The organism is Streptomyces sp. NPDC048521, from assembly GCF_043199855.1.
In the GTDB taxonomy this organism is placed as follows: domain Bacteria; phylum Actinomycetota; class Actinomycetes; order Streptomycetales; family Streptomycetaceae; genus Streptomyces.
In genome coordinates this window covers 528,188-537,827 of the sequence record NZ_JBICWR010000001.1, presented here as the reverse complement: position 1 = coordinate 537,827, position 9,640 = coordinate 528,188, and the positions used below count along the sequence as shown (strand labels likewise).

Here is a 9,640-nt window from a genome sequence, read left to right as displayed (position 1 = left end):
AAGGAGGAGGCGCATGTACCCGGCCCCCTCCTCCCGGTTCCTTCCCGCGCTACGGGAGTCGCACGTCCCGTACACGCAGGTGCAGCTGCTGCGCACGGACGGCGTCGTCATCGACCTGCCGCACACCGACGGCAGTGTCACCGTCGACCGCGGCAACGCCGTGCGCCGCACCTGCAGCGTGACGGTCCCCGACGTCAGCCTGCTGCCGATGACACCGACCGACCAGCTCGCCGTGTACGGGGCGCGGCTGCGCATCCGGCGCGGCATCATCTACGGCGACGGCACCATCGAGGCCGTGCCGCTGGGTCTGTTCCGGATCGACAGGATCAGCGGCGACCCTGCGCTCGGCCCGGTCACCATCGACGGGTCCGGCCTCGAAGCCGTGATCGCCGACGACAAGTTCCTCACCCCGTACACCACCCGCGGAGGCACGGCCGCGGTCACAGCGATCACCGGTCTGATCCAGGACAGCATCCCCGGCGCGGTCGTCGTCAACTGGGCGTCGGATGCGACGATCGGCACCCGCACCTGGGATACGCAGGGGGACCGGTGGGACGCGGTGCAGGAGTGCGCGACCGCGATCGGCGCGGAGGTGTATGCGGACGCGGACGGCCAGTTCATCATCGCCGAGCTACCGGACCTACTGACCGCGCCGGTCGCTTGGGACGTGGACGCGGGGGAGCAGGGCGTCCTGATCTCCGCGAACCGATCCTTCTCCCGGGACGGCATGTACAACGTGGTCGTCGCCACCGGAGAGAACAGCGAGGACAACACCCCGCCCGTCACCGGCACTGCCTCCGACACCGACCCGACCAGCCCCACCTACGTCAACGGGCCGTTCGGGCGCGTGCCAAAGTTCTACAGCTCCGCCACCCTGATCAACAGCTCACTCGCGCAGGGCGCCGCCAACAAGCTGCTGCGGGACGCGATCAAACCGAACGCGACCGTCACCCTCACGAGCCTGCCGAATCCCTGCCTCGAACCGGGCGACGTTCTCCGCGTCACCTACGAGGACGGTCGCCGCGAACTCCAGCAGGTGCAGAGTTTCTCGATCAGCCTCGGCCTGGACTCCATCACCATCCAGACCATCGGCGGAAAGCAGGACAGCTGATGGCGGACGGGTTCAGCGTCGCCCAGAGCATCTCCCAAGCCTCCCGCCAGGCAGGCAGCACCGACCCGGACGTGCGGCGCGCCGAAGTCCAGTCCGGCATCGTCACCGCTGTGGGCATCACGGCCGGCACCGTCGACGTGGGCAGCATCCGGGCCCGCCGCCTGGACACCTACCAGCAGCCCGCCGTCGGCGACCAGGTACTGCTCGTCCAGTCCGGCAGCGGCAACTGGTGGGCGGCCGGCCGAGTGGCCACCGCAGCCTGGCCCATCGGCACCACCCGCTACGCGTACAAGCCCTCAGATACGAACCGGGCGTCGACGACGACGTTCACCGATGACCCCGACCTGACCATGCCGCTGGACGCCAACGCCGTGTTCCGAGTCAAGTTCGAACTCAACTACACGGCCATCGACCAGGTGTCCGGCAGCGCCGCGGGCCGCTTCAAAACCGCGTGGACGACGCCCGCTGGCGCGACCGGCGTCCGTTCCGCTGTCGGCGCCGACCAGGGCACCGTCCTCTCCAGTACCTCGTCGGGCGGCCAGGGCAGGTGGGGTGTCCACAACTTCACCACGGCCGCCACCTACGGCGACCGCGACTCAACCGTCAACCAGGTCTTCGCCATGGAGTCGGGCACGGTCTTCACTACCAGCGCCGGCACGGTTGCCCTGCAGTGGGCGCAGGCGGTGGCCAACGCCAGCGCCACCCGCCTCGCGGCCGGTTCGTTCATGCGGGTCACCCGCCTCGCTTAGGAAGGGGGCCGTGTGCCTCTATCAGACAGCTACGGCCAGGGGTTCAGCGGCCTCGACTACGGCGACGTCCCGGACCTGAAGGTTCTCTCAGAGGTTCTCCTCAAGATGACCGGACAGACGGTGATGCGGTTCGCCACGGCCACCGCCCGTAACGCGACGCTCACCGCTCCCGTGGCGGGGATGACCGCCTGGTTGAACAGCGAGCAGCAGCTCACCGTCTACGACGGCACCGCCTGGGTGGCGATCGCCTCCGGCACCCAGGCCTGGACGACGGTCTCGCTGGTATCGGGCTTCGCTCACAACGGCAACAGCAACGGCACCTTCCAGTACCGGCGGGTCAACATGTTCGGTGAGGACACGCTGATGTTCCGCGGCGCCGTCAGCGTCACCTACTCCGGCACGGACATCCCCAACGGGGGCGTACTCAACTCCAGCGCCCTGCCCACCTCGGCCCGGCCGACGTCGCTCCGCACGATCGTCATCCCCTGCTCGGACGTCTCTTCGGCGCGCATCACGCTGAAACTGGATGTCCAGACGAACGGCTTCCTCAAGGTGTTCGGCACCGGCGTGCAGCCCGAGGGCACCGTCAAGCCGCCCTGGATCGGCTTCAACGGCTGCTTCGTCAGCCTCTAACCGCACCGCAGAAGGGGGCCCGCATGGCCAAGAGTGGACCGCAGCGCTATCCGGGCGCGTCGACCGCCTACTGGTACGGCTCGAAGTACCCGGGCTCTGCCATGGAGTCCAACGTCATCGTCTGGCACACCACCGAAGGTACGAGCCTGCCCGACTACTCCGGCGGATCGGTGGCCCCGAACCTCACCGCCAAGCCGGACTTCGCTGCCAAACGCCTCGTCTGGTACCAGCACTTCGACTTCGATGTCTCCGCCCGCGCCCTCGTCAACAAGGCCGGAGGCGTCGAGACGAACACGCTCAACGCCTGCCAGGTGGAGATCGTCGGCACCTGCGACCCGGCCACCCACGACCGATGGACGAAGGCCGGATACGCCCACCTGTACACGCCCGAGCTGCCTGACTGGGCGATCCGCGACCTGGCCGCCTTCGCCAAGTGGGCCCACGACAACCACGGCGTTCCCCTGTCCAGCGGCCTCACCTTCAAGGCTTACCCCGGCTCCTACGGCGCCAACGGCGTCCGCATGACCGGCACCCAGTGGACCAACTTCAAGGGGCACTGCGGCCACCAGCACGTACCTGAGAACGACCACGGCGACCCCGGCGCTTTCCCTATCGCCGCCATCCTCTCCCTCGCCAAGAACGGCACTGCTCAGGAGGACGACATGCCCACCGCCGACGAGATCGCCACTGCGGTCCTGAAGAAGGACGGCCTCATCGTCGTGCCCGGCGCCGCGGCCAGCAATCCGACCTGGACGCTCAGTTCGGTCCAGACGGAGATCCTGTCGCGGCTCGGGAAGATTGCCGCGACCGAGGCCGCCCAGTCCGCGGCCATCGCCAAGCTCGCTCAGCTCGTCGGCAGCAACGTCGACACTGCCGCCGTCGTGGCCGCCGTTCAGAAGGCCATCGCCGACGCCGTCGTCAAGGTCAGCGTCGACGTCACCGGGCCGGACGCCTCCTGACGTGAGCAACGTCTTCACCCCGCAGCGCGTGGCCGCCCTGCACTACTGCATGGCCGGCGTCTGGGCGTTGCTCATCATCCCCACCCTGCTGCTCTGGAAAGACAGCGTCACCTGGGTCGCCTTCATGTCGCTCTATGCGAACGGCGCGGCTCATCTCTCCGCGGCAAAGGCAAGCCGCGCCGAACAGGAAGCAGAAAAATGAGAATCTTCGGACGCGAACCGGTCGCGGTCCTGAACACGCTGTCCGCCGGCCTCGGCCTCATCGTCAGCCTCGGCGTCACCCCGCTCACCGCGGAGATGGCCGGCGGCATCGTCGCCTTCGTCACCGCTGTCCTCGGAGCCGCCGCGGCTGCGATGACCCGTCCGATCGCACCGCAGGCCTTCACCACCGTGGTGGCCGCGGGTGCGGTCTTGGTCGGCACGTTCGGCTTCGAGGTGTCGCAGGGCACGGTCGGCGCCATCAACGGTGTCGTCCTCGCCGCGCTCACCCTGCTCACCCGCGCCCAGGTCACCCCGTCCAACCCGCCGGCCCCGGCCGGCCCGACGCCGGTCTGATGCCGTGCCGTGCGGCCCGACGGCTCCACAAGGCCCTGGGCCGTCGCGGCGTGTTCCTCCTCATCCTCGGCACCGGCAAAACCTGCTACGGCCTGTCGTTTCTGCTGACGCCACCCAACGACAACGGCCTGCAGCTCCTCACCCGCTTCGGTGACCTCCGGCATTGGTCCTGGCTGTGGATCATCTGCGGCCTCATCACCTTCGGGTCCGCGTTCCTGCAGATCGGCCGAGACAGGGCCGGCTTCCTCGCCGCACTCACTCCCCCCACGGTGTGGGCCATCGCCTATACCTACGCCGTCCTCGCCGACGGTTACTCCCGCGGCGGATTCGTCGCACTCTGGTACCTGACCTCACACATCGGGGTCATATGTTGGGCGGCCACGGTGCCCGAGTACTCGGTCCCCCCAGCTCCGCGGCCCCAGAGAGGCAAGGCCGCATGAACGTGGGCGAATGGGCGGCAGTTGTTGGAGCCGCCGGAAGTGCTCTCGGTGGGGGCAGCTGGTGGATATCCCGTGCTACGCGGGACGCTGCCCGGGCGACGGCCGCCGCCACGGAAGCGGCAGCCCGCGCGAACGCGGCGCCCGTGCAGCAGTCCGCGAACCTTGCGGTACTGGAGGCCACGGTGAAGCGGGTCGACGAGGAGAACGGGCAGCTTCGGGGGCGCATGTCCAGGCTGGAGGCGATGCTCCGGGCGTTCGCGTCAACGACGGACCGGTGGGCGCGGCAGATGCACCGGGCGGGGATCGAGCCGGAGCCGCCGCACCCGCTGGTGGACGAGTACAACCGAACTGGAGTCTGAGCGTGGAACTGATCCCGGCGCAGCCGCGGCATGACGAGACCGCGGCGGACGCGGTCACCCTCGAGGAGATGGGCGTCATCCCGGAGCAGCCCGTCGCCGACCCCGAGCCGCCACCGCCACCGATCTACGAGCTGCTCGACAGCCCGATCTGACCGGCCGCCCCATCCAGCCCCCGCCCGCCGGCGGGGGCTTCGTCATTCCCGGAGTCCCATGTACGCACACGCCCGCCTCACCCTGCTGCCCGTTCTCCTCGCCGCTCTGCTGCTGGCTCTGGCGCCCGGCCGCACCCACGCCGCCGGCCTCGTCTACTCCGGACCAGGCTGGCGCATCGCCACCGAGGACGGCATCCACAGCCTCAGCCCGAAGCCGTACCTGTTCACCTTCGCCGACAGCACCTCCCGCAGTCGGCTCACCCCGTATGCGCAGGCCGTCGCCGACCAGTTGACCGCGGTCACCGGCACCACGTTCACCGTCACCACGACCATCGAGTCGCCGCCGTCCGTCGGCAGCTGTCCGGCCGAGCATCACCTGATCCTCGGCGTGAAGTACCGGCCCGCCGGCGTCGAGGGCATGTCGCAGGCCTGGAACTGCTACACCAACCGGCCCGGCAGCGAGGACTATCACGCGGCGTGGGGCGGCTGGACGTGGATCGACTCCGAGTACTGGTCGACCACCGCGTGGTTCAGCTCCAACAGCACAGCCAACACGGCGAAGGTCAAGAACGCGATCACGCACGAGATCGGGCACCTCGTCGGCCTCGACCATCCCAACACCGATGTCGACGGTGACGGCACCGTCGAGGACTACGAGTGCGTGCGCACCACCTACGGCTACCTGCCCGTAATGTGCGCGCCCGGCCTCGGGGGCTACGACACCGCTGATGGCGGCGGCGACTTCACCAGCAAGGACACCCCCGGCCTGCGCCAGCTCGTCGCCAACTACGGACTCGGATAGGAGGCCCTCATGTCGGATCCTGCCCCGGGCCCGTCGTGGCCCGACGATGACGACCGCCCGTTCTGGCTGTCGCGCTGGCCGTTCCGTGAACCGCCGGCCCGGCCGGTGGACGACGACGAAGACTGACGAACGCCCCCTCCTTCGGGAGGGGGCGTTCTGCTGTGTCCGGGCCGGAGTTGGGCCGCTCTGCTCTCGATAACATGCCATACGCCAGGGCCCCGCTCCTTCGTGGAGCGGGGCCCTTTGTCGTGCTGGAAGTGCTGGCGATCACCCAACTCTGTGGTTGATAATGACAGTTATCCAATACTGAGAGGATGTCAGCCATGACCACCAGGAAGCCGTCCAAGCCGTGGCGGGTGACCGTGACCGGACCAGAGGTGACAGCCACCTCCTCGTTCACCAGTGAGGCGAAGACCTTCGAGTTCGTCCGGACGTGCCTCGGAGGAGACAGCCCTGCTGATGCCGCGAAGATCGAGCAGTGGGAGGGCGGCCGGTGGTGGCACTTCGAGACGGTCACCGCCGACGAGATCCAGGCCGCCCGGCGGTGACCGCCCTCGTTCCGCGCCCGTCGGCGGAGCTTTCGACCGACCGGCACGACCCACGCGACGACTGGCCCGACGAAGCCAGCCAACTCGCCGACCACCTCACCGCCATCTACGGCGACCGCGACCCGCTCCCCACCATCGCCGGAGGATGGATCGCCCGCCAGAAGAGCCGCCACACCCGACGTGCCTACGTCCGCACCTTCAAGGCGTGGGAGGAGTACGCGCGCTCCACCGGCATCCACCCGCTCCAGGCGAAACTGCCGCTCGCCGACGCCTACGCCAAGCACCTCGCCAAGACGCCCATCCGCAACGGACGGCCGCCCGCCGAGACCACGCAGGCGCAGGCCCTCGCCGCCGCCGGGAGCTTCTACACCTACGCCGCCCGGCTCCAAGCCGTCGACACCGACCCGTTCGCCGCCGTCAACCGGCCCTACGTCGACCCCGACTACAGCCCGACCGAAGGCATGACGGAGGAGGAGACGACCCGGCTCATCCAGACGGCCGCCGACTGGGCGCCCCGCTCCTACGCCCTCGTCATGCTCCTCTACCTCACCGGCGCCCGCGTCGACGAACTCCTCTCCCTCAACGCCGACCAACTCGGCTACGACCGAGGACACCGCACCCTGCCCCTCACCCAGAAGGGCGGCAAGAAACGACCCGCCCCCGTACCGCCGCTCGCCCTCGACGCACTCCTCGCCTACCTCAGCGACCGCACCGACGGCCCGCTGTTCATTACCGACTCCGGTCGTCGCTGGACACAGCCCGAAGTGTGGAAGCACCTCCGCGTCCTCGCCCGCCGCGCCGGCATCCCGCAAGCCGCGAGTATCAAGCCCCACACGCTGCGGCACCAGTTCATCACCGACAACCTCGCCAACGGAGTGCCGCTCCAGGACGTCCAGGACGCGGTGTCCCACTCCGACCCGCGCACCACCCAGCGATACAACCGGCGCCGACGCCAGCTCGACAACCACCCCGCCTACGCCCTCGCCGCCAAGCTGGGGGAGCGGCTGCAGCAGAACGACGCCTGAGTACGAAGACGCCCCCGCAGCCGACCGGCTGCGGGGGCGTTCTGCTGTCCGAGGGCTCAGCCCCAGCCGGTGTCGCTCACGTCGCCTCCCTCATCTCCGGGTGCGGAAACGGTACGCGCGTCCCGGCTACCGATGGAAGGCGGCCGTGCCACACTGGCCTCAGTGCCCCGCCTCGTTCCCCCGTCGAGGCGGGGCACTGTCGCGTGCGGCAGATTCTCGTGGCCGATCTCTTTCGCGCTGGCCGGTTCCTGGTGCATGGTGTGTACCGGTTCCCCCTCCCCAGGTGGAACCCCCGGGCCCTGCCGTTCGCTGCGAGCGGTGGGGCCCTTTGCTATCCCTCCAGATAGCCGAGCGCGCTGTCGGGCCGACAGTGAGGGCAGGCGGCGACGCCTTCGACGAGGGCCCGGAGCGCGGTCGACCGGTCTACGCCATTCGACCGCTTGCCCGCGTTCCAGCAGCCGCCCTCATGCACGTACACCGCGGGCGCGTCCCGGTTCAGCCCGAGCTCCAGCACCCAGTCGGGCTGCGGCGGCCGGGCCTGCTCGCCGCGCTGTCGCTCGAGCTGGCGGCGTTCCTCCTCTGCGATCCACCGCCGGGTGCGCTCGAGGTCTTGTTCCTGGACGCGTTCCAGGAAGCGAAGGAGCTCGAGGCGGGACAGTGAATCGGTCACGCGTTCGATAATAGGATGGCGCCTGTGACAAGCAACCCGGGCCCCGGCCGCTACCACCTGCTGCTCACCTCCGGCGGCCGGCCGGTGCAGCACGGCTGGTGGGGGAGCGAGGCGACCGCGCGGCGGAAGTTCACGCGCTGGATCGGCGAGTACGGCAGCATGCCTGACGCCCGAGTCGCCCTCACCGACGAGGAGACCGGCACCGTGTTGACGAGCTGGCCCGAGGAGCCGTAGCCGTCTGCCATCCTGGCCGCATGATCGAAGAAGAGGATGCGGCGGAGGGCCAAGAACAGGACGGCTGGCCCGACGTGTACGGCGAGGCGCCACCCGTCGACGACCACCAGCTGACGCAGCGCCCCGGCGTTGTCAGTGGCGAGTCGTAAGCTCGTAGCAACATCAGCCCGTGCTCTGGCGCTGATACCGCCCCGGCCGTGATGCAGCCGGGGCGGGCTGCTGTCAGGCTTCGGTCGCTTCAGTCGCCGGGTGCCGGACGAGCTTCTTGAGTGCCATCTCCACCGTGTACCGGTCGAGCCCGGTCGCTTCGGCGTGCGCGGTAATCGCGGCCTGCACGTCGGCGGCCTCGCCAGCGGTGAGCACGCCCCGCTGGTGGGCCTCCCAGGCGGCGCTCTCTAGCTGGATCAGGTCGTCGGGGAACTCGATGTCGCTCACGAGTGCGGATCTTACGCCGCGGTGGCCATCTCCCCGAGCGTCCGCTCTCGTGCGGTCGCCTGGTTCCACTCGTCGACGAGTCGCTGATACACCGGCCGGTCCTCTGCTCGCAGCCGACCGCCAGCCCGCAGCATCAGCGCGCGGATGTCCGCATTCACCGCGGCGGCAGGCCGCAGGTAACCCGAAGGCGGGGCAGTGGACATGGTCACGATCCTAGGCGCCCGCTCTGACAGCGTCCTAGGAGTTCGAGCGCTCGACGACGTAGGTTCCCTTGGCAGGCAGCGTTACGAGGAGCCCACGCTCCCGTAGATCCTCGACCGCCCGCCGCACGGTACCCACGGCGACACCGACCTGCTCGGCCAGCTCCCGCTCGCCTTCCAGCCGCGCGCCGGGCTGCAGCTCACCGCTGTCGATGCGGCCGGCGATCCAGTCGGCGACCTGCCGCCACACGTACACAGGCCGCGACGGATCCACCACCGGCTCTTGATCACCCATGACTCGAAGCTAGGGCGGCCCACCGCAGCCCAGCCGTTCAGGTAGCTCCATACAGCGGTATAGAGCAGTGTGTAGCGGTACCGTCTGATCAGGACAGTAAGGACCCCCGCGGTCGAGAGCACGACCCGGGGGCATGGCCGACTGGAGTGGAGCGCCGGCATGGATGAGCGTAGACCCGAACCCGCCGCTGCGGACCAATCCGTCCGAGCCGAGCTGAGCCCGCTGCAGCAGGCGTGGGCCGCCTACCGGACCCACACCGCCGGTTGCCTCGTCTGCCGAAGCGTTGATGGTGGCCGGTGTGAGGAGGCGCTCGGCCTGTGGCGGGTGCACCGCGACGAGTGCGACGCCGCCTACCGGCGCCTGGCCGACGAGGTGTCGTGACCTGTGCCTGACAGGCAATGAACGGGCGTTAACCGTTGCCTGTCGGGAAAGCCCAGGCCAGAGCCTATGCGGACGGTGACATGTTCACACGG

General features: G+C 69.2%; 19 protein-coding genes. 15 read left to right on the top strand and 4 right to left on the bottom strand.

The features are described 5' to 3' along the window. Positions 1-13 precede the first annotated feature (13 nt). From ACGFRF_RS02585 to ACGFRF_RS02530, 12 genes are all read left to right on the top strand, one after another. Complete coding sequence (locus tag ACGFRF_RS02585) at positions 14-1,111, top strand: DUF5047 domain-containing protein (protein WP_393736427.1); 1,098 nt, start codon at positions 14-16, stop codon at positions 1,109-1,111. Further along, positions 1,111-1,860, top strand: a complete 750-nt coding sequence (locus ACGFRF_RS02580; protein ID WP_393736425.1) for a hypothetical protein — start codon at positions 1,111-1,113, stop codon at positions 1,858-1,860. The genes ACGFRF_RS02585 and ACGFRF_RS02580 overlap by 1 nt, the downstream gene beginning before the upstream one ends. A gap of 12 nt (positions 1,861-1,872) precedes the next feature. After that, on the top strand, positions 1,873-2,493 hold the full coding sequence (locus tag ACGFRF_RS02575; protein ID WP_393736423.1) for a hypothetical protein: 621 nt from the start codon (positions 1,873-1,875) through the stop codon (positions 2,491-2,493). Positions 2,494-2,516: 23 nt separating this feature from the next. Further along, complete coding sequence (locus ACGFRF_RS02570; RefSeq protein ID WP_393736422.1) at positions 2,517-3,452, top strand: hypothetical protein; 936 nt, start codon at positions 2,517-2,519, stop codon at positions 3,450-3,452. A gap of 1 nt (position 3,453) precedes the next feature. Then, positions 3,454-3,654, top strand: coding sequence for a hypothetical protein (locus tag ACGFRF_RS02565; protein ID WP_393736420.1), 201 nt, complete (start codon positions 3,454-3,456; stop codon positions 3,652-3,654). Further along, positions 3,651-4,007 (top strand): hypothetical protein, encoded by a 357-nt coding sequence (locus tag ACGFRF_RS02560; protein WP_393736418.1) that lies wholly within the window; start codon positions 3,651-3,653, stop codon positions 4,005-4,007. The genes ACGFRF_RS02565 and ACGFRF_RS02560 overlap by 4 nt, the downstream gene beginning before the upstream one ends. Before the next feature lie 50 nt (positions 4,008-4,057). Then, complete coding sequence (locus ACGFRF_RS02555; RefSeq protein WP_393736416.1) at positions 4,058-4,447, top strand: hypothetical protein; 390 nt, start codon at positions 4,058-4,060, stop codon at positions 4,445-4,447. Between the two features lie 143 nt (positions 4,448-4,590). Further along, positions 4,591-4,806 (top strand): hypothetical protein, encoded by a 216-nt coding sequence (locus ACGFRF_RS02550; RefSeq protein WP_393736414.1) that lies wholly within the window; start codon positions 4,591-4,593, stop codon positions 4,804-4,806. Positions 4,807-4,808: 2 nt separating this feature from the next. Continuing rightward, positions 4,809-4,958 carry a hypothetical protein gene (locus ACGFRF_RS02545; RefSeq protein ID WP_393736412.1) on the top strand — a complete coding sequence of 50 codons (150 nt, stop codon included), beginning with the start codon at positions 4,809-4,811 and terminating at the stop codon, positions 4,956-4,958. A gap of 58 nt (positions 4,959-5,016) precedes the next feature. Then, complete coding sequence (locus ACGFRF_RS02540; RefSeq protein ID WP_393736410.1) at positions 5,017-5,760, top strand: hypothetical protein; 744 nt, start codon at positions 5,017-5,019, stop codon at positions 5,758-5,760. A gap of 323 nt (positions 5,761-6,083) precedes the next feature. Beyond that, positions 6,084-6,308: a hypothetical protein gene (locus tag ACGFRF_RS02535; RefSeq protein ID WP_393736408.1), complete on the top strand. Its 225-nt coding sequence runs from the start codon at positions 6,084-6,086 to the stop codon at positions 6,306-6,308. Then, complete coding sequence (locus tag ACGFRF_RS02530) at positions 6,305-7,333, top strand: tyrosine-type recombinase/integrase (RefSeq protein ID WP_393736407.1); 1,029 nt, start codon at positions 6,305-6,307, stop codon at positions 7,331-7,333. The genes ACGFRF_RS02535 and ACGFRF_RS02530 overlap by 4 nt, the downstream gene beginning before the upstream one ends. A 331-nt stretch (positions 7,334-7,664) precedes the next feature. Here ACGFRF_RS02530 and ACGFRF_RS02525 read toward each other — a convergent pair whose 3' ends face one another. Then, complete coding sequence (locus ACGFRF_RS02525) at positions 7,665-8,003, bottom strand: DUF6233 domain-containing protein (protein WP_393736405.1); 339 nt, start codon at positions 8,001-8,003, stop codon at positions 7,665-7,667. A 24-nt stretch (positions 8,004-8,027) separates the two neighbouring features. Here ACGFRF_RS02525 and ACGFRF_RS02520 point away from each other — a divergent pair, with 24 nt between their 5' ends. Both ACGFRF_RS02520 and ACGFRF_RS02515 read left to right on the top strand, forming a co-directional pair. Continuing rightward, a complete protein-coding gene (locus tag ACGFRF_RS02520) occupies positions 8,028-8,237 on the top strand; it encodes a hypothetical protein (RefSeq protein WP_393736403.1) in 210 nt (69 codons plus the stop codon). Positions 8,238-8,257: 20 nt separating this feature from the next. Further along, a complete protein-coding gene (locus ACGFRF_RS02515) occupies positions 8,258-8,386 on the top strand; it encodes a hypothetical protein (RefSeq protein WP_393736402.1) in 129 nt (42 codons plus the stop codon). A gap of 73 nt (positions 8,387-8,459) precedes the next feature. On the opposite strand, the gene ACGFRF_RS02510 is transcribed toward ACGFRF_RS02515, so the two are convergent. Genes ACGFRF_RS02510 through ACGFRF_RS02500 form a run of 3 tightly spaced genes read right to left on the bottom strand, consistent with a single transcriptional unit; the run spans position 8,460 to position 9,167 of the window. Then, positions 8,460-8,672, bottom strand: a complete 213-nt coding sequence (locus ACGFRF_RS02510) for a hypothetical protein (RefSeq protein WP_393736400.1) — start codon at positions 8,670-8,672, stop codon at positions 8,460-8,462. A gap of 11 nt (positions 8,673-8,683) precedes the next feature. Then, complete coding sequence (locus tag ACGFRF_RS02505) at positions 8,684-8,875, bottom strand: hypothetical protein (RefSeq protein ID WP_393736398.1); 192 nt, start codon at positions 8,873-8,875, stop codon at positions 8,684-8,686. Positions 8,876-8,909: 34 nt separating this feature from the next. After that, positions 8,910-9,167, bottom strand: a complete 258-nt coding sequence (locus tag ACGFRF_RS02500; RefSeq protein ID WP_393736396.1) for a GntR family transcriptional regulator — start codon at positions 9,165-9,167, stop codon at positions 8,910-8,912. 159 nt (positions 9,168-9,326) lie between these two features. On the opposite strand from ACGFRF_RS02500, the gene ACGFRF_RS02495 reads away from it, so the two are divergent. Continuing rightward, a complete protein-coding gene (locus ACGFRF_RS02495) occupies positions 9,327-9,548 on the top strand; it encodes a hypothetical protein (RefSeq protein WP_393736394.1) in 222 nt (73 codons plus the stop codon). The last annotated feature ends 92 nt before the right edge of the window (positions 9,549-9,640 follow it).

Coding starts and splice junctions, on each gene's coding strand:
- ACGFRF_RS02585 (WP_393736427.1), top strand. CDS start 14: ATGTACCCGGCCCCCTCCTCCCGGTTCCTTCCCGCGCTACGGGAGTCG.
- ACGFRF_RS02580 (WP_393736425.1), top strand. CDS start 1,111: ATGGCGGACGGGTTCAGCGTCGCCCAGAGCATCTCCCAAGCCTCCCGC.
- ACGFRF_RS02570 (WP_393736422.1), top strand. CDS start 2,517: ATGGCCAAGAGTGGACCGCAGCGCTATCCGGGCGCGTCGACCGCCTAC.
- ACGFRF_RS02560 (WP_393736418.1), top strand. CDS start 3,651: ATGAGAATCTTCGGACGCGAACCGGTCGCGGTCCTGAACACGCTGTCC.
- ACGFRF_RS02540 (WP_393736410.1), top strand. CDS start 5,017: ATGTACGCACACGCCCGCCTCACCCTGCTGCCCGTTCTCCTCGCCGCT.
- ACGFRF_RS02535 (WP_393736408.1), top strand. CDS start 6,084: ATGACCACCAGGAAGCCGTCCAAGCCGTGGCGGGTGACCGTGACCGGA.
- ACGFRF_RS02515 (WP_393736402.1), top strand. CDS start 8,258: ATGATCGAAGAAGAGGATGCGGCGGAGGGCCAAGAACAGGACGGCTGG.
- ACGFRF_RS02505 (WP_393736398.1), bottom strand. CDS start 8,875: ATGTCCACTGCCCCGCCTTCGGGTTACCTGCGGCCTGCCGCCGCGGTG.
- ACGFRF_RS02500 (WP_393736396.1), bottom strand. CDS start 9,167: ATGGGTGATCAAGAGCCGGTGGTGGATCCGTCGCGGCCTGTGTACGTG.
- ACGFRF_RS02495 (WP_393736394.1), top strand. CDS start 9,327: ATGGATGAGCGTAGACCCGAACCCGCCGCTGCGGACCAATCCGTCCGA.